This is a genomic window from Arthrobacter gyeryongensis (assembly GCF_039543785.1).
In the GTDB taxonomy this organism is placed as follows: domain Bacteria; phylum Actinomycetota; class Actinomycetes; order Actinomycetales; family Micrococcaceae; genus Arthrobacter; species Arthrobacter gyeryongensis.
On record NZ_BAABKK010000015.1, the window covers coordinates 66,547 to 84,881 of the forward strand.

The window sequence follows — 18,335 nt, forward strand, 5'->3', positions numbered from 1 at the left end:
TTGGGCAGGTAAACGGCCTCCGGGGGCGTTCTCAGGTGGGGCTTAGTGGCAGGTCCGCCGGCATTAAGTGAGAATTGAACATTGTGACCATGCATCCTGACTTCAGCTCACCACGAATCGCGATCCTGGGCGGAGGTCCAGGCGGATATGAAGCGGCCATGGTCGCGGCCCACTTGGGAGCGCGGGTAACCCTCATCGAGCGCGCCGGGCTCGGCGGCTCAGCCGTCCTCACCGACGTCGTACCTTCCAAAACCCTGATCGCGACGGCGGATCTCATGACCCGCGTCGGCGAGGCGGGGGAGCTGGGAGTCAAGTTCGCCGTCGACGGCAGCGATGTCGCACCGGGCATGCGCGCGGACCTCGGCCACATCAATGACCGCGTCCTGCACCTCGCGCGGGAGCAGTCCGACGACATCCGGGTGGGCCTCGAGCACCTTGACGTCGAGATCCTGATGGGTTCGGGAAAACTTCTGGACAACCACACCATCGAGGTCACCACAGCGGACGGCACCAAGACAATCACCGCCGACGCCATCCTCCTGGCGGTCGGTGCGCACCCCCGCGAACTGCCCACGGCCAAGCCGGACGGTGAGCGCATCCTGAACTGGGCGCAGATCTACAACCTCGAAGAACTTCCGGAAGACCTGATCGTCGTCGGTTCCGGTGTCACCGGCGCCGAATTCGCTTCGGCCTACAACGGCCTTGGCTCGAACGTCACCCTGATTTCGAGCCGCGACCAGGTGCTGCCCGGCTCGGACACGGACGCAGCCCAGGTCCTTGAAGGTGTCTTCAAGCGCCGCGGCGTGCGCGTTTTGTCCCGCTCACGCGCGGAGGCGGTTGAAAGGACCGACGCCGGTGTGAAGGTGACGCTCGGCGACGGTTCCGTGGTGACCGGTAGCCATTGCCTGGTGTGCGTGGGTTCTATTCCCAACACGGCCGGAATCGGGCTGGAAGAGGCGGGCGTGGCTGTCACGGAGTCCGGCCACATCAAGGTGGACGGCGTCTCCCGCACCACCGCGCCGAACATTTACGCCGCTGGCGACTGCACGGGAATCCTGGCTCTCGCCTCGGTCGCTGCCATGCAGGGCCGCATTGCTGTTGCGCACTTCCTGGGCGACGCCGTCATGCCGATCAAGCTACACCAGGTGGCCTCCAACATCTTCACTTCCCCGGAAATCGCCTCTGTGGGCGTCTCCGAGGCCGACCTCGAATCAGGCAAATACCAGGGCGACGTGGTCATGCTGTCCTTGCTGAGCAACGCCCGCGCCAAGATGCGCAACACCAAGGATGGCTTCGTCAAGATCATTGCGCGCAAGGGTTCCGGAACGGTGATCGGTGGCGTCGTCATCGGTCCCAATGCCTCCGAGCTCATCTTCCCGATCGCTGTTGCCGTCAAGCAGAAGCTGCACGTCGACGACCTCGCGAGCACCTTTACGGTGTACCCCTCGCTGACCGGTTCCATCTCGGAAGCGGCGCGACGGCTGCACGTGCATATGTGACGGTTGCAGCGGGCCTAACGCCGTAGAACCCCACTCAGCCTGTCAAGTGATTCAGGGTGCGCAGCAATCTCCAACTTGCCTTCGTCCGTCAACACGGTCATTGCCTGAATTCCATTCACCTGGATGTACTTACGGTCCTTGCCGCTGAGTTTTTGGCGCTCTGGTAGCAGATCCTGGACCTTGATCGTCGTCGCCCGTCCGGACGGCTCCAGGGTGTCGTAGACCGCGGGCTGGAAATGGATAGACCCTGCGCTCGGCGTCGCGATCCCTTGGTTCCAGATGCTGCTGAGCGAACCGGGCCGGGAGTCCGGGTAGCGGATGTAGACCAAGATTTGGCCGGTTTCTTCGAGGCGGGCTCTGGTCTTTCGGCTTCGCCGGATTCCGAAGACCGCAAGAAGCCAGTAGCCCAATGTCCACACGAAGGCAGTGGTGACGGAGTCCGCTAGGCCGTGCCCTCCAACTACCATCCAGACAGCTGTGGCGAACACAAAGAAGAGAACATAACCGATGGCCATGGCAAGATATGGGTGCTGCTGGGCCCATTCCTTCATGGGCCAATCCTAGGTAAGCGCGCCGCCATGCGACAGGGCCCGCGTTGACTCATGGGCAAGGCCCGGGGAGCGGCGGGACCTTGCGTCGCTTTTGCAGACGCCTGAGGCAGCGGGCATACGGGGATTGGTGATAGGTCGATGACCGGCCTGAACGACGACGATCACGAGTCGGCCGTCGTCGATCCGGTAGAGCACCTGATAATCTCCCGTTCGGACGCGCCACTCGACCCGCCCTGCCAGCTTCTTGGCGCCGGGCGGGCGCGGAGTCTCGGCCAGCAACTCGATGGCTGCTTGGACCCGGCGGCGGCCCTCGGGAGGAAGTTTGCGCAGTTGCCGAAGAGCCGCTGGCAGGACCGTGACGTTGTAGCTCACGTCAGGCCCAGATCGCGCTTGACGTCCTCCCAAGGGATAGGGGTCTGACCGGTCTGTTCCATCTCTTCCCATGCCAGGTCCACGGCCCGGATGTCTTCAAGCTCTTCCGCGGCTTCACGAAGGCGCTCCAGCTCGGCGGAATCGATAACTGCGGCGACCCGAATTCCGCGGCGAGTGAGGAATACCGGTTCACGCTCGCGATGTGCCGTGTCCACAATAGTTTCCAGGTGGTTCCGGGCTTCGGTGATGGCTATGTCGGTCATGGAGTCGATAGTTCGCCATGTGCAGCAAAATGTACGTTGTGTACAGAACTGTCGATTACGTAGGTTCGGGCTATTTTGTCAGTGCCTCCTGAGATGCTTTGGGTATGGAAGCGATCGGACACCTCACTACCCGCCAAGGCACCACGCCCGGCGGCGGGTTCGTCGTGTTCCATAAGGCGCGCGAGCCGCGAAGGGTGACTGCGGTTGCTCAAGCGCCGGGTCAAATGCCGGGGCTACGCCGGCTCGCTCTGCTGGATCCCCCCGAGGATCCCGCAGGCGACCACGGCGGCGATCGCCGTGGTCCGCAGCGAGTTTTGGAGAGTGCTGTTACGGCATTGCGCTCCCTGGCGCGGACGGCGGTCGACGACGTCGGGCCGCTGGGCCTGCAGGACTCCGCCGCGTTTGCTTCCGGTGTGGAGGAACTCTCCCGCACCCTGGACTACTTGCAGCTCGTCGCCGCGGGGCAGTTGGACCGGGTGCGGCAGGAGGAGCCGGCCGGCGGGACCGGCTGGACGACCGGCTGGGGAGCCGAAGCGCGGGCGGCCGGCTCCAGCGATGGTCCCGGCTGCCCCGAAACTGAAGGCGGAGCAGCCGGTGCCAGTGCCGGCGTCGGGAACGGCAGTCTCGTCGCGAGGTCCGCCGTCGCCGGGTTCCGGGAGTTCAGGAACACGGGCGAGCACCTGCGCTCGCTGCTGCGGATCAGCGCAGCAGAGGCGCGCCGCCGTCTTGCCTTGGCTGAGGATCTGCTGCCGGGACACTCCCTGACGGGGCAGCGGATCCAGCCGCGGTATGGGGAGGTGGCTGCGGCGTTGGCTTGCGGAAGCATCGCGTCCCGACAGGCCACCACCATCACCATGGCTCTGGAACGGGTCCGGCCCTTGTGCAACGCCGAGACTGTTGCGGACATGGAGCACGCGTTGACCATGACAGCGGCTGAGAACGATGCCGATTTCCTGGCCAGGATCGCCCGCCGCTGGACCGAAGCCATCGACCAGGACGGTGCCGAACCTAGCGAAGAAGCCTTGCGCCACCTCCAGGGCGCTTTCCTCCGGAAACCCAAACACGGGCTACAGCATGTGGAGATCTTCGCGACCCAGGACCAATACGAACACCTGCTTACCGTCATGAACACCGCCACCAATCCCCGGAGCTGCGCCTCCCAGGAGCCCGGACCGGGGGACAATACCGTGGACGCCGGCGGCGGGAGCGCGCCGGCAAAGGATCTGACGGCTGGTTCCCTCGATGATGACGCCTCCCTGGACCGCCGCACGAGGGCGCAGAAACTGCTGGACGGGTTGCTGGGTGCCTGCAAGATTGCCCTCGCCACGGGTGCGTTGCCCGCGGCCGGAGGCCAGCGCCCCCAGGTCATGGCCACCATCGACCACCGCGACCTCCTGGCACCGCTGAAGGAAGCCGGGCAGCTCACCTTCCTGGGCCAATCCGGACAAGCCGGGCGCGCCGGCGGGTCGCAACAGGGCACGGGGAGCTTCACGTTCACTGGTCCGGTCTCGGCGGCCACATTGCGGAAGATCGCCTGCGATGCGGACATCATCCCCGTCGTCTTGGGCGGGGAAGGCCAGGTCCTGGACATCGGCCGGGCCTCGAGGATCTTCCCCGCCCACATCCGTAAAGCGATCACCGCCCGGGACAAAGGCTGCGCGTTCCCCTCGTGCACGATGCCGGCCCCGTGGTGCGAAGCCCACCACATCACGTACTGGTCCCGGGGTGGACCAAGCAGCGTCGACAATGGTGTCCTGCTCTGCAGCCACCACCACCACCTGATCCATAAGGAAGAGTGGCGCATCCAGGTCCAGGCAGGCGTGCCCTGGTTCATCCCGCCACCCCACATCGACCCACGCCAAAAAGCGCGCAAAAACCGCTACTTCCAGGTGTGACCACGTGCTGTGTGAGGTGTTTGAGGGTGTGCTGTGCCTGGAAAAAAGAGTGCTGGACCGACTACTGGGACCACGGCTTGGCGGGCACGGCATTCTACTTTCTGCAGCCCGTTGCGGCGATGCCCGAACGGGCGGGCGCCGCGATATCCAGTGGTGGTAGGCCCTTACACCGCGAGTGGAACGGGATGCACCTCGTCCGCAGGGTGACCCGTGCGTTCATGAATGCGCCTTACAGCGTCCGCGGAAGGGGCTTCAGATAGGCAATACACAACGCCTGCTTCCGGGTCAGCCCAGGCGCTCTTGAAGACGACGTTTTCCTCGCCCTGAATGGCAAGATCGGCATCGTGCGCCGCCTTCAGATCCTCCTTGGTTAGCCCCTTCATGTTGTGGTGAACGTCCATAAATTCAGGCATGACAATGCTCCTCAATCGTGGTCGATATTGACGGTAGCGGTGTAATGCAGACGCTAGACGCGTGGTATCAGTTCGTCAAGAGTCCGCGTTGACTCATTGAAAACCTCCGCAATGGAGCATTCGTTGCCTCATAAGTATTTCTCCGGCTGGTTCGGGGGTGGCCGGGACTGGAAGGGCTGGAGCCCGGACGAAGTGGTCGAGCTGACGGGCTGGCGCCGGGACGCGCGAACTCATGAGGTAGCAGGGAGTCATGTTTGTACGCCCGAGTTCAACGCACCCCTACGCCGCAACCCCCTGAAAGTGCTTCTCAATAATCCCCTTGATGTCCCCATGGCACCCGCCACACCCAGTCCCCGCGCGGGTCGCTTTGGAAACCTCCGGCACGGAAGAGCAGCCATCCAGCACGGCTTCCGCGATGCTCGCACCGCTGACGCCCGCGCAGCGGCACACGGTCCGCTGCGGGTCATCGTTCGAAGCAGCTGAATCCAGTTGGTCCGGCCCATCCAAGCGAAGCAGGAGTGAACGGTCTGCGGGCAGCTCGGAGCCGCGTTCGAAGAGCATCACGAGCTCCGCGGCCGTGCGGGGCATGCCTACGGTAACGAGTCCTTCGAGCGCGCCGCCCCACGTCGTCATTTTGACGTAGCGGCCGTGTTCCGGATCGGCCCATTGGGCAACCTGGCGCCGAGGCATTCCCTCGGAGACGCCGACGGACAACAGCTCGTCATCCCACGGTTCGGCGCTGTTGTCGCCGGCGACCGCCAGGTTGATGCCGCGCGCCTTCAACACCACGACGCCGGGCTTCTCCTGCGGTAGCGGTGCCAAGGTGTCGGCAGCGCCCTGGCCGCCCTCTGCAAGGAGGATCAGGTACTCGGCAAGCCACTCGGCCTGCCGCCAGCCCGGACCCACCAGCCCGGAAGGACCCAGCGCGGTGCGGCATTCGGGGCACTCGGCATCGGCACAGCGGACTTCGGCGCAGTCGCCTATCGCGAACATGTGCGGCTCGGGATAGGTCCGCAGGTGGTGATCCACCAAGATCCCGGTGGCTGCAGGCAACCCACAACCTTCGGCCAGTTCGATCCGTGGGCGAACGCCGCAGGAAAGGACAAGAAGGTCGCCTTCGATCCTCGATCCGTCGTTGAGCACCAGCGCGGAAAACATGCCGTCGGGGCCATTGTGCTCCACCGCCGTAGAGCGGGCGTTGCCCACCATGGTGATCCCGCTATTGCGCAAGCTCGCCGCGAGAACGGCTCCACCGCCGCGGTCGATATTGCGGCCCAGCGGGAAGGAACCGTTGTGCACCACTGTGGTCAGGGCGCCTTCTTCCGCCGCGGCCAAGGCAGTTTCCAGGCCAAGCACGCCGCCACCGAGGACGATCACGCGCTTGCCGGCAGTCACGGCGTCGCGCAGTTGCCCGGCATCTCGGAGATCGCGGAGGGCCGTCACCCCTAAAGGGAGCACAGGATGCGAAGGATCAGGGTTGATGCCGGTGAGGTTCGGAATGACGGGCCTCGAGCCGGTGGCGAACACCAAGCGGTCGTAGCAAGGCGTGGTCCCGTCCGATAGGACCACTTGCTGACGTGCACGGTCGATCCGCTTGACGGTGACGCCCAGCCGGACCTCGACGCCGTCGGTCGCCAAATCGCCGGCGTCCGCCATCGCGAGAGCCTCCGCGGTGGTCCGCCCCACGCCGAGCTCTGCCACCATGACGCGGTTGTACGCGGCCTCGGCTTCCTGCCCGACGACGAGCAACTCGACAAGGCCGCTGCGCACGGCTGGCAACAACTCGTCCACCAGCCGGGACGCGACCGGTCCGAATCCCACCACCACAATTCGCTCGCTCACGATGCCTCCTTGACGTGCATTGACAAGCTGTCCTGCATTGACGAGCCGACCGCCGCCGGCACAGCCAACTGGGCGGCCAACCCCGGTTCGGCATGTGCTAGTGCCGCCTTCCGGACCCAGACCGTGCTGGTCTTGAATTCAGGCATGCCCGAAATGGGATCCGTGACCGCCTCAGTGAGCCGGTTGGCGCTTCCTAGTCCGGGGAAATGGAAAGGCAGGAAGACGGTGTCCGTCCGGATGCCATTGCTGAGTTCAACCCTGCACAGGACCTCTCCACGCTCATTGGAGACCCGGACAAAGTCGCCGCTGGAGATTTCCCTCACCGCCGCCGTCGCGGGGTGGATCTGCAAGAGCGGCTCGGGCTGCGCGGCCGCGAGTTCGGCCACGCGGCGGGTCTGGGCGCCCGATTGGTAATGTTCCAGCAGCCGTCCGGTGACGAGCGTCAGCGGATCGGGATCAGAGCCGACGACGGCGGATCGCCGGGACCGCTTCTGCGGTGCCACCGGGACCATCATCGCGCGTCCGTCGGCGTGCGCGAAGCTGTCGAGGAAGAGTCGCGGCGTTCCCGAACTGCCGGTGGGATAAGGCCAGTAGGCGGCTTCTCCGCGGTCCAGCATGGCGTAGTCGATTCCGGAGTAGTCGGCCAGGCCCCCTGCCGAGGCGAGCCGGAGCTCCTCGAACACGGTCTCGGGATCGTCGCTGAACGTTGAAGGGGCGTCAAGCGATTCGGCGAGCCGGGCCATGAGCCACAATTCGCTGCGGACGCCCGGGGGAGGGGTGAGCGCCTTACGACGGCGGAGCACACGGCCCTCGAGGTTGGTCAGGGTGCCTTCTTCCTCGGCCCATTGGGTGACCGGGAGGACCAGGTCTGCTTCCAGCGCGGTCTCGGACATGAAGAAATCGCAGACAACCAGGAAGTCCAGGCTGCGCAGGCCCCCGATCACCGCACCGGCGTCGGGGGCTGACACCGCCACGTTGGCGCCGTGGACGAAAAGGCAACGGACGCCGTCGGGCTGTCCCAAAGACTTCAAGAGCTCCACGGCAGGCAGTCCAGGGCCGGGGATGAGGGATTCGTCCACGCCCCACACTTTGGCGACATGGGCGCGGGCGGCGGGATCGGTGATCTTGCGGTAGCCGGGGAGCTGATCGGCCTTCTGGCCATGCTCGCGGCCACCCTGGCCGTTGCCTTGGCCCGTCAGCGTCCCGTAGCCGCTGCGGGAGGATCCCGGGAGGCCCAAGAGGAGGCTGAGATTGATCGCGGCTGTGGCGGTGTCCGTGCCGTCGACGTGCTGCTCGACCCCGCGGCCGGTCAGGATGTAGCTGCCGCCGCGCCGGGCGCCGTCGGCGAGGCGGCGGGCGGTGTCCCGGATGAGTGTGGCGGGCACGCCGGTGATCGACTGGACGCGCTCCGGCCAGAAGCCGGCGAGGCTACGAACGATCGCAGGATAGCCGGTGGTGCGGGACTGGAGGTATTCGGTGTCAGCGAGGCCTTCGTGCACTACCACGTGGGAGATGCCCAACAGCAGTGCGAGGTCCGTTCCCGGGGTCGGCTGCAAGTGGATGCCGCCGCCGTCGCCGGTGAATGCGGCGGTCGCGGAACGGCGGGGATCGGCCACGATCAACCCGCCGGAATCGCGCGCGCCCTGCAAGTGCTGGACGAACGGCGGCATGGTCTCGGCAACGTTCGAGCCGAGAAGGAAAATGACGTTCGCCGAATCAAGGTCTTCCACGGGGAACGGGAGGCCGCGGTCCACGCCGAACGCGCGGTTTCCGGCTGCCGCGGCGGAAGACATGCAGAAACGTCCGTTGTAGTCGATGCGCGAGGTTCCCAGGGCCAAGCGGGCGAACTTGCCCAGTTGGTAAGCCTTCTCGTTGGTCAGTCCGCCGCCGCCGAACACGCCGACGGCGTCCGGTCCGTATTGCTCGCGGGCCTGCTTGACGGCTCCGGTGACCAGCATGAGTGCCTGGTCCCACGTGACCGGCCGGTGGACGCCGTCGGACCCTTTGAGCATGGGTTCCGTGACGCGTCCCGTGTGGTTCAACAACGACGGCGATGTCCAGCCCTTGCGGCACAGGCCGCCCCGGTTGGTGGGGAAGTCGCGCCCGGATACTTCCAGGAGCGGAAGTGCCTTTGCTGCGGGAGCGGGGTCTGACCCCGGCTGCGCCGAGGGCGCCGCCGGGGTCAGGGTCATGGCGCACTGCAGAGCACAATACGGGCAGTGGGTGTTGGCGCCATCGGGCATATTAGATGTGTCCCATCGCGTTACGGTTGGCCTTCCGGAGGTAGCAGACCCAGCAGACGATGAGCATCAGCACGTAGGCGCCGACGAAGCCATAGAACGCGGGGGTGTAGGAGCCGGAAGCGCTGGATGCGTTGAGCACCTGGGGGATGACGAATCCGCCGTAGGCGCCGATCGCCGAGATCAGGCCGAGTGAGGACGACGCGAGCCGTGCCGTGCTGGCGGCGCTTGCCCCCGAGCGGGCTGCCCGGCTGGACGTGGCGAAGATGACCGGAATCATGCGGTAGGTGGCGCCGTTTCCGAAGCCGCTTGCCGTGAAGAGGAACAGGAACAGGACCAGGAAGAGCCAGAAGTTCTTGAGGGGAAGGGTCCAGATCATGGTCAAGGTGATGATGGCCATCGCTGCGAACGCCGTGACAGTCATCCGGGCTCCGCCCATGCGGTCGGCCATGCGTCCACCGTAGGGACGGGCGAGGGAGCCGACCAACGGGCCAAGGAAGGCGAGCGAGAGGACAACCGCGCCGAGGTGCATGGAGGAGAAGGCCGGGAAGTAGTCCTTGATGAGCTTGGGGAAGACTCCCGAGAAGCCGATGAACGAGCCGAAGGTGCCGATGTACAGGAAGGCCATGACCCACAGGTGCGGTTCCTTGAGTGCGGCGATGGAGCCTGCGACGTCACCCTTGGCGCTCGTGAGGTTGTTCATGTACTTCCAAGCGCCGAACGCGGCAACCAGGATGAGCGGGATCCAGATGAGGCCGGCCATGGGCAGGTTCACGGTGCCGGCAGCCAGGACGGTGACTGCGATCGGGACGATGAGCTGCGCGACGGCGGCACCAAGGTTTCCGCCGGCGGCGTTCAGGCCCAGTGCCCAGCCCTTTTCACGGGCAGGGTAGAAGAAGGTGATGTTTGCCATCGAGCTGGCGAAGTTGCCGCCGCCGAAGCCTGCGAGGCCTGCTACCAGCAGCATGACGCCGAAGGGCGTGCCGGGGTTTGAGACACACAGGGCGAGGCCCGCCGTCGGGATCAGCAGCAGGAGGGCCGAGACGATGGTCCAGTTGCGGCCGCCGAACCTCGGGACCATGAAGGTGTAGGGGATACGAAGCGTGGCACCGACCAGGCTGGGGATCGAGATGAGCCAGAAGATCTGGTTGGTGTCGAACTTGAAGCCTGCTGCCGGGAGCTGGACGACGACGATCGACCAGAGCTGCCAGACGACGAAGCCGAGGAACTCGGCGAAGATGGACCAGTACAGGTTGCGCTTGGCGATGGAACGGCCAACGGCGTCCCACTGCTCCTTGTTCTCTGCATCCCAGTTGGCAATCCAGCGGCCAGGGCGGTGGTCAAGCTCGGGGACGAGGGCGGTGGGCGCCTGCTCGTTGGTGAGGATTTCGGTGCTTCGGTCAACTGTCACGGAGTGCCTCCTTTGTGGGGACGTTGTACTTCCACGTTAGGGATGGCGCGTTTCGCGGACCGTCGCGGTTTGTAAACGTGCTGTGACATTTGCCTATCGGAGGGGGTCACCGGTGCGTGAGGCCATGGTGAGGTTGTGTGGTGCGGACCACAGAGTGAGACTTTCCAAAGCGTCCGCATAATGGACATGATTGTCCATTGGTTGGATACCGGGAACTATTATTGAACTCTCAATAATCTTTGCCGGCAGGCTCAGGAACGCCGGGCCGGCGTGAACGGAAAGCAACCACTACATGTCTTCCATCGCTGAATCCAAGGAAAGCGAGTCAGTCAAGCCGGTCAACTCGCGGGGGCGGGTGATCTTCGCCAGCCTCATCGGGACGTCCATCGAGTTCTACGATTTCTACGTTTACGCCACGGCTGCTGTCCTCGTCTTTCCCAAACTCTTCTTCCCGACGGCGGACGAGACCACGCAGTTGCTGAGCTCCTTCGCGGTGTTCGGTGTCGCTTTCGTCGCCCGACCGCTCGGCTCCATAATTTTCGGCCACTTCGGTGACAAGTTCGGTCGCAAGGGAACGCTGGTTGCATCCCTCCTGACCATGGGTATCGCCACGTTCCTGATCGGTTGCCTCCCGACGGCGCAGGTCCCGGGCTGGACCTTCCTGGCCCCCACGTTGCTGGTAGTGCTGCGGTTCGCCCAAGGCCTGGCTCTGGGTGGTGAGTGGAGCGGCGCCGCGCTGCTCGCAACCGAGAACGCGCCGGCCAAGAAACGCGCAATCTATGGAACGTTTCCGCAGATGGGCGCGCCGATCGGCTTCATCCTGGCCAACATCATCTTCCTGGTCTTCAGCTACACCCTGACTCCCGAGGCCTTCGCCGCCTGGGGCTGGCGCGTGCCGTTCCTGCTCAGCGCCGTCATGGTGATCCTCGGCCTCTACGTGCGCCTCAAGCTCATTGAAACTCCCGCGTTCACCAAGGTGCTGGAGTCGAACGAAGTGGCCAAGCTGCCCATCGGACGCGTTTTCAAGAAGAGCTGGCGCCCGCTGATCCTCGGTACCTTCATCATGTTGGCCACGTATGTCCTGTTCTACCTGATGACCACATTCACGCTGACCTACGGCACCAAGCCCACGCTCGCGGGCGCCCAAGCCGCGGCGGTCAAGGCCGGAAAGCCCATGACCGACGCGGCCGCCGCGGCGTTCGTCCCGGGCTTGGGCTTCAGCCGGAACGACTTCCTCTGGATGCTGATTGCCGGCGTCGTCTTCTTCGGCATTTTCACCCTTGTGGCGGGCCCGCTGGCCGAAAAATATGGTCGCCGTAAGATGCTTCTGGCGGTCACCGCGGGAATCCTGGTGTTCGGCTTGCTTTTCGTGCCGCTGTTCAGCGGCGGCTTTGTCGGCACTATGGCGTTGCTGATCATCGGTTTCACGCTGATGGGCCTCACCTTCGGCCCCATGGGTGCGCTGCTTCCGGAACTGTTCCCCACCAACGTCCGCTACACCGGATCTGCCGTCAGCTACAACATGTCCAGCATCCTCGGCGCGGCTGTGGCTCCGTTCATCGCGGTCTGGCTCTGGGAATCGGCCAAGGGCAGCACGGTCCTGGTGGGCGTCTACCTCAGCGCGATGGCAGTCCTGACGCTCGTGGCACTGTTCCTGTCCAAGGAAACCAAGGACACTGACTACGAGAACAATGTAGCTTGACCCTGTATTAACAGGCTCGCGTTAAATGGCTCCGGCCCCGCACCAATGGTGCGGGGCCGGAGCCATTTAAGTCTGTTCAGTCCTCGATCGTCGCGATAACGGCGCCCGCGGAGACGGTCTCGCCCGCCTTGGCCACCAAGCCGTGAATGGTGCCGGCCTTGTGGGCGGTGAGGGGCTGTTCCATCTTCATGGCTTCCAGAACCACGATCAGATCGCCCTCGGCAACCACGTCGCCGGCGGCTACAGCCACCTTGACGATGGTGCCCTGCATCGGCGAGGTGAGGGCGTTGCCGCCCGCGACTGCAGCTGTGGCGCCTGCAGAGCGGGAACGCTTCTTGACCTTCGTGCCCTTGGCGCCCGCGCTGGCAACCGGGGAAACCGAGCCGAGAATCGCGGGAAGGACAACTTCCAGCCGCTTGCCGCCAACCTCGACGACGACGCGCTGGCGCTCACCGGCGTCGGCGGCTTCTGTTCCGGTTCCGGTAGGCGTCCATGCGGGGATGTTGTTGACGAACTCGGTCTCGATCCAGCGCGTGTGCACCTTGAACGGGCCTTCGGCCGGAGCGAACGCGGGATCGGTCACCACTGCGAGGTCGAAAGGAATAACGGTGGGGATGCCTTCAACGACCATTTCCTCAAGGGCACGGCGGGAGCGCTGGAGGGCCTGTTCGCGGCTGGCGCCGGTGACGATCAGCTTGGACAGCATGGAATCGAAGTTCCCGCTGATGACGTCACCCTGTTCGACGCCGGAATCGATGCGGATGCCCGGACCCGTCGGGTTCTTCAGGGTGCTGATGGTTCCCGGTGCGGGCATGAAGTTGCGGCCCGGGTCTTCGCCGGTGATGCGGAATTCGAAGGAGTGGCCGCGGACCTCGGGATCGCCGTAGCCGAGCTTTTCGCCTCGGGCGATGCGGAACTGCTCGCGGACCAGGTCGAGGCCCGTGACTTCCTCCGAAACGCAGTGCTCCACCTGCAGTCGGGTGTTGACCTCAAGGAAGGAGATGATCCCGTCCTGGCCGACCAGGAATTCGCAGGTTCCCGCGCCCAGGTAGCCGGCTTCTTTCAGGATGGCCTTGGAGGACTCGTACAGTCGCTCGTTCTGCTCGGGGCTCAGGAACGGGGCAGGGGCTTCTTCAACGAGTTTCTGGTTGCGGCGCTGGAGGGAACAGTCGCGGGTGGAGACCACCACAACGTTGCCGTAGGCATCGGCGAGGCACTGGGTCTCGACGTGGCGCGGGGAATCCAGGAAGCGCTCGATGAAGCACTCGCCCCGGCCGAAGGCGGCAATGGCCTCGCGCACCGCGGACTCGAAAAGCTCGGGGATTTCCTCGATGGTGCGGGCCACTTTGATGCCGCGGCCGCCACCACCGTAGGCGGCCTTGATGGCGATCGGGAGGCCGAATTCCTTGGCGAAGGCCAGGATCTCGTCGGCGGATTCCACGGGGTCGGCCGTGCCGGGAACCAGGGGAGCGCCGACCTTTTCGGCGATGTGGCGGGCCTGCACCTTGTCGCCCAGCGCGGAAATGGCGTCCGGAGACGGGCCGATCCAGGTGATGCCGGCGTCGATGACTTTGGCGGCAAACTCGGCGTTCTCGGCGAGGAAGCCATAGCCGGGGTGGATGGCGTCGGCACCCGACTGCTTGGCGACCTCGATCAACTTGTCCATCACGAGGTATGACTCAGCGGCAGTGTTGCCGCCCAGCGCGTAGGCCTCATCTGCCAGCCGGACGTGCAGGGCGTCGCGATCGGGGTCCGCGTAGACGGCCACGGAAGCGATGCCTTCGTCCCGGGCTGCGCGGATAATGCGGACCGCGATTTCGCCTCGGTTGGCGATCAAGACCTTGGTGAGAGGGCTGGAAATGGGCTGCGCCGGATTAGCTGACAAGTTGACTCCTTCTGTCCTTCAGGGAGCCTAGCGTGATTTTGAGGGTTCCGCCCATATTGATGGGGGATTCCGTGTGTGAGAGGGCCTGTCTTTGTAGGGTTGCTACAAAGACCGGAATCCGGCTACCAAGCCGGCGCCTCGGAGCGGCCCTCTTCGTTGGTCCCTTCGGAACCGTTGTGGGTCCAGAGTTCGGTGATTCCAACGTTCGCCTGCCCCAGCAGATCGCGGAGGGTCGAGATTGAGAGCCCGACGACGGCGTGCGGGTCGCCGTCGACCTTGCGGATGAAGGCCCCGCCCAAGCCGTCGATCGTGAACGAACCGGCGCAGTTCAGGGGCTCGCCCGTTGCGATATAGGCGTCGATGTCCTTCTCGCTCATCTCGGCAAAGTGGACTTCTGCGCTGGATACGGCGCCGACTGTTGCCCCGGTGCCGACGGCCGTCTCGCCGTCGTTCATGTCCGCTGCGGTTTCGCGGCAGTCCACGAGCCAGTGCCCGGTGTGGAGTACGCCCTTGGAGCCGCTCATGCGCAGCATCCGTTCCTTGGCCACCTCCACCGTGTACGGCTTCCCGTGCGATTCGCCGTCGAATTCGAACACGGAATCGCAGCCGATCACCAGGGCCCCGTCGGCGTCGGGCAGGGATGCGACGGCCTCGGCCTTGGCGCGAGCGAGGAGGAGAGCGGTGTCATGAGCGTCGGTCACTCCGTACCGGGCTTGCACGGCGTCCTCGTCCACGTCCGAGACGAGCACCTCGTGGTGGATGCCGGCCTCGGTGAGGAGCTTGGTGCGGGCGGGGGACTGGGAAGCCAGGATCAATCGGGTCACGGCTCAAGCGTAGTACGCACCGCCTTCCACCGACGCTCGCTCACTTATGTGGGTGTTTGGCCGGACGCTCGCTCACTTATGTGGGTGTCTGGCCGGACGCTCGCTCACCGAGGTGAGCGGGCGTTTGGGGAAAGGGCCTTAAAGGTGAGCGGGCGTCGGTTCTGAACACAGAACCGACGCCCGCCTCAAGACGACCAGTCGCTTAGTGGACCAGCTCCTTGGCCCCGCCTGCCGCTGTCGTGCGCTGCAGCTTGGCGCCCTCGACGTCGACGTCGGGCAGGATCCGGGACAGCCACCGAGGCAGCCACCAGGCCTTCTCGCCCAACAGGTACATGACGGCCGGAACGATGGTCATCCGCACCACGAACGCATCCACGAGCACGCCGAACGCCATCGCGAAACCGAGCGGCCGGACCATGGTCAGGTGGCTGAAGATGAAGCCGGCGAACACGCTGACCATGATGATGGCGGCGGCCGTGACCACCGCTGAGGCATGGCTGAAGCCGCTTCGGACTGCTTGTTTCGCGTTCTCGCCATGCATGAACGATTCGCGCATGCCCGATGTGATGAACACCTGGTAGTCCATGGCCAGGCCGAACAGAACACCAATCAGGATGATGGGCAGGAAGCTCAGCACGGCTCCGGGATTGGGCACGTCGAACACGGTGCCCAGCCAGCCCCACTGGTACACGGCCACCACGGCGCCGAACGCAGCCGCGAGCGAGAGCAGGAAGCCGCCGGTGGCGAGCAGCGGAACGACGATCGAGCGGAACACCAGCAGCAGGAGGACCAGCGAGAGCCCGACGACGATCGCCAAGTATGGCGGCAACGCGGCACCGAGCTTCGCGGAGACGTCGATGTTGCCGGCGGTCTGTCCCGTCAGGCCGATGGTGGCGCCTGTGGCCTGCTGGATTTCGGAACCCTTGGCACGCAGTTCCGAGACCACCTGGACGGTGCTGGCACTCGCGGGGCCGTCCTTGGGGATGACCTGGAAAACGGCAGTGCGGTGATCCGCGCTGAGGGCTACCGGAACGGCCGCAACGACGTTGTCGACGCCGCGCAGCTTGTCCGCGACGTCGAACTGCTTGGTCTTGGCCTGGTCGTCGCTGAGCCCGGACGGGAACGTGCCGACAACCACGATGGGGCCGGTCATGCCCTCGCCGAAGCTCGTCCGGGTGAGGTCATAGGCCTTGAACGCTTGCGAGTCGACCGGTTCCGAACCGCCGTCGGGCAAAGCGAGGCGCAGCTGGGAAGCCGGGAGGGCCAGCACCCCGAGCAGCACGACGCCGGCAAGCAGCGAGACCAAGGGATGCCGGGTCACGAGCCCGCCCCACCCACGGCTGCTTCGCCGCTGGTCCTCGGCGCGGTCCGCTGAGGCATGCTCCGGCTCCGCATTGTGGCGTTCGGCTTTGGCCCACGCGCGCTTCGAGATCAGTTTGCGGCCCACCAGCGAGAGGACCGCCGGGGTCAGTGTCAGGGAGACGACGACGGCGACTGCCACTGTCGCGGCGGCTGACAGGCCCATGACGGCCAGGAACGGGAGCCCCGGAACAACCAGCGCGGCAAGCGCGATGACGACGGTGAGACCCGCGAAGAGAACGGCGTTGCCTGAGGTGCCGGTGGCAAGGGCGACTGATTCCTCTGCGTCCATCCCTGAAAGCAATTGCCCGCGGTGGCGGTTGACGATGAAGAGCGAGTAATCGATTCCGACGGCGAGGCCCAGCATGAGCGCGAGCATCGGGGAGATGGAACTCATGTCGATGACGCCGGTGAGGGCAAAGGTTCCGCCGACGCCAACGGCCACCCCAATGATCGCCATCAGGAGGGGCAGGCCGGCGGCGACGAGCGTTCCCAGCATCACGATGAGGGCGATCGCCGCCACAGCGATGCCGATGATTTCGGAGACTCCGAACAACTGGGAGACGTCCTCGGTGATTTCCTTGCTGGCCAGGGCCGTGACACCTGCCGAGGAGACTCCGTGGACGATGTCCTGGACTTGCTGCCGGACGGCGGGGGTCAGGCCGTTGATCGAGGTCTTGAACTGGACCTGGGCGATCGCCGCTTTACCGTCTTGGGAGACGAAACGCATGCCTTGGGAAGCCGTGACCTGGCGTTTGGCCAACGCAAGCGCGGCGGCGCCATCAGTGGCTTGCTTCTGGCCGGCGTCGAGCTTTTGGCGCCCGGCCAGGAGTTCGGCTTTCTGCGGGGCAAGCTGGGCCTGGATCTGCGCAGCGGGCATGCCCGCTGCGGTCATTTGCTGCTCGGCGGCCTTGAGTCGGGCATCACCTGCATCGAGTGTGGCCCGCGCCTTGTCCAGCTCAGCCTGCCCGGCGGCCGCTTTCTGTTCCCCGGCCGCAAGATCGGACGGTGCCTTGTCCAAGGTGGCTTGAGTCGTGAACGGGTTGACCGTTGACTGGACATCGGGCAGTTTTTCCAGTTGGGCGAGGGCCGACGCAATGGCGTCCTTGCCGGCTTGGTTGAATCCGGCGTCGCCGGCTTCGAAGACGATCCCCGCGGAACCACCCGAGGATGCCGGAAGGTCCTTTTTGAGCTTGTCCAGCATCTGCTGGGTCTCGGTACCCGGGATCTGGAAGTTGTTGGACATGGTGCCGTGGAAGGCAGCAGCGGAGCCGCCGACGGCCACGAGCACGGCCAGCCAGAGGGAGATCACCAGCCAGCGGTGACGGTAGGAGAACTTGCCAAGGCGGTAGAGCAGGAGTGCCATATCGGAACCGATCTGTCGGTGTGTGGTTATGCCGAGTGTTGTGCGTCAGCCGCGGGCTGAGTGCCGCGCGACGCCGGGCTTCGAGGGGCGGGTGCCGTGAAGCCTGAACCGAGCAAGCCAATGGCATCGATCAAGTACTGCCGCAGGCTCCCGAGGGATTCAGGGGAAAGATCCGGGCCGTGTTGTTCGAACCAGACGCTCATGGCTGCCTTGCCGCACGAAATGATGGACCCGGCCAAGGCCCGCAAATAGAGCTCATCGACATCCGGGCCGAGGCGAAGACGGGCGGCGTCGATGATCTGCATGGTGCAGTGGTCCCAGGCTTCGAGTTCGGAACGCACCAGGGCTCGGTTGTCGTGGGTCAGGCTGAAGAGCTCGGCCATGGGGGAAACCGTCATGGGGTCAGCCAGTGCCATGAGAGCGGCCCGGGCGGAATCGAGGATGGGTTCGTCCGACGGGCGCAGGCGAAATTGTTCCAGGGCATGGTCCAGGAAGCCCTCGGTCACCGAGGCCAACGCCGCCTCGAGGCTGGGGAAGTAGTTGAAGAAGGTGCGCCGGGATACGCCGGCCTCTTCCGCGAGGTCTTCCACCGTGAAATTGCCGGCGCCCCTGCTGCGCAGCATGGCGAGGGCCGCGTCCGCGATGGCTCGGCGGGTAGCCAGTTTATTCTGTTCCCGGCGCGAGGGCAGGGAGGCGGTGTCGGAGGTTGTCAC

14 protein-coding genes are annotated in these 18,335 nt (G+C 65.0%); 3 read left to right on the forward strand and 11 right to left on the reverse strand.

The genetic code is table 11. From position 1 onward, the window contains the following. Window positions 1-83 precede the first annotated feature (83 nt). Window positions 84-1,499 (forward strand): NAD(P)H-quinone dehydrogenase, encoded by a 1,416-nt coding sequence (locus ABEA18_RS12010; RefSeq protein ID WP_345449641.1) that lies wholly within the window; start codon window positions 84-86, stop codon window positions 1,497-1,499. 14 nt (window positions 1,500-1,513) lie between these two features. Here ABEA18_RS12010 and ABEA18_RS12015 read toward each other — a convergent pair whose 3' ends face one another. From ABEA18_RS12015 to ABEA18_RS12025, 3 genes are read right to left on the reverse strand one after another with little or no spacing between them, the layout of a single operon-like run. Beyond that, window positions 1,514-2,050 carry a hypothetical protein gene (locus ABEA18_RS12015; protein ID WP_345449642.1) on the reverse strand — a complete coding sequence of 179 codons (537 nt, stop codon included), beginning with the start codon at window positions 2,048-2,050 and terminating at the stop codon, window positions 1,514-1,516. A gap of 9 nt (window positions 2,051-2,059) precedes the next feature. Beyond that, window positions 2,060-2,422, reverse strand: coding sequence for a type II toxin-antitoxin system RelE family toxin (locus tag ABEA18_RS12020; RefSeq protein WP_345449643.1), 363 nt, complete (start codon window positions 2,420-2,422; stop codon window positions 2,060-2,062). Beyond that, window positions 2,419-2,685 (reverse strand): type II toxin-antitoxin system Phd/YefM family antitoxin, encoded by a 267-nt coding sequence (locus tag ABEA18_RS12025; RefSeq protein WP_345449644.1) that lies wholly within the window; start codon window positions 2,683-2,685, stop codon window positions 2,419-2,421. The genes ABEA18_RS12020 and ABEA18_RS12025 overlap by 4 nt, the downstream gene beginning before the upstream one ends. Window positions 2,686-2,789: 104 nt before the next feature. Here ABEA18_RS12025 and ABEA18_RS12030 point away from each other — a divergent pair, with 104 nt between their 5' ends. Beyond that, window positions 2,790-4,580 (forward strand): HNH endonuclease signature motif containing protein, encoded by a 1,791-nt coding sequence (locus ABEA18_RS12030; protein WP_345449645.1) that lies wholly within the window; start codon window positions 2,790-2,792, stop codon window positions 4,578-4,580. 164 nt (window positions 4,581-4,744) lie between these two features. Here the strand turns inward: ABEA18_RS12030 and ABEA18_RS12035 are convergent, their stop codons facing one another. The 4 genes from ABEA18_RS12035 to ABEA18_RS12050 form a co-directional block, all read right to left on the reverse strand. Next, a complete protein-coding gene (locus tag ABEA18_RS12035) occupies window positions 4,745-4,993 on the reverse strand; it encodes an SCO4226 family nickel-binding protein (protein WP_345449646.1) in 249 nt (82 codons plus the stop codon). 279 nt (window positions 4,994-5,272) lie between these two features. Next, window positions 5,273-6,835, reverse strand: coding sequence for an FAD-dependent oxidoreductase (locus tag ABEA18_RS12040; protein ID WP_345449647.1), 1,563 nt, complete (start codon window positions 6,833-6,835; stop codon window positions 5,273-5,275). After that, the gene (locus tag ABEA18_RS12045) at window positions 6,832-9,078 is read right to left on the reverse strand and encodes a molybdopterin oxidoreductase family protein (RefSeq protein WP_345449648.1); all 2,247 of its coding nucleotides are present in this window, start codon (window positions 9,076-9,078) and stop codon (window positions 6,832-6,834) included. Before ABEA18_RS12045 ends, ABEA18_RS12040 begins: the two co-directional genes overlap by 4 nt. A gap of 1 nt (window position 9,079) precedes the next feature. Further along, a complete protein-coding gene (locus tag ABEA18_RS12050; RefSeq protein ID WP_425550516.1) occupies window positions 9,080-10,486 on the reverse strand; it encodes an MFS transporter in 1,407 nt (468 codons plus the stop codon). 292 nt (window positions 10,487-10,778) lie between these two features. Between ABEA18_RS12050 and ABEA18_RS12055 the strand changes: the two genes are divergently transcribed. Then, entirely contained in the window at window positions 10,779-12,188 is a 1,410-nt protein-coding gene (locus ABEA18_RS12055) for an MFS transporter (protein WP_345449649.1), read from the forward strand. A gap of 76 nt (window positions 12,189-12,264) precedes the next feature. Here the strand turns inward: ABEA18_RS12055 and ABEA18_RS12060 are convergent, their stop codons facing one another. The 4 genes from ABEA18_RS12060 to ABEA18_RS12075 all read right to left on the reverse strand — a co-directional run bounded on the left by ABEA18_RS12060 (window position 12,265) and on the right by ABEA18_RS12075 (window position 18,335). Next, window positions 12,265-14,073, reverse strand: coding sequence for an acetyl/propionyl/methylcrotonyl-CoA carboxylase subunit alpha (locus ABEA18_RS12060; protein WP_345449650.1), 1,809 nt, complete (start codon window positions 14,071-14,073; stop codon window positions 12,265-12,267). Between the two features lie 122 nt (window positions 14,074-14,195). After that, a complete protein-coding gene (locus ABEA18_RS12065) occupies window positions 14,196-14,897 on the reverse strand; it encodes a Maf family protein (RefSeq protein ID WP_345449651.1) in 702 nt (233 codons plus the stop codon). 202 nt (window positions 14,898-15,099) lie between these two features. Next, the gene (locus ABEA18_RS12070; protein ID WP_345449652.1) at window positions 15,100-17,622 is read right to left on the reverse strand and encodes an MMPL family transporter; all 2,523 of its coding nucleotides are present in this window, start codon (window positions 17,620-17,622) and stop codon (window positions 15,100-15,102) included. 26 nt (window positions 17,623-17,648) lie between these two features. Further along, window positions 17,649-18,335 (reverse strand): TetR/AcrR family transcriptional regulator, encoded by a 687-nt coding sequence (locus tag ABEA18_RS12075; protein WP_345449653.1) that lies wholly within the window; start codon window positions 18,333-18,335, stop codon window positions 17,649-17,651.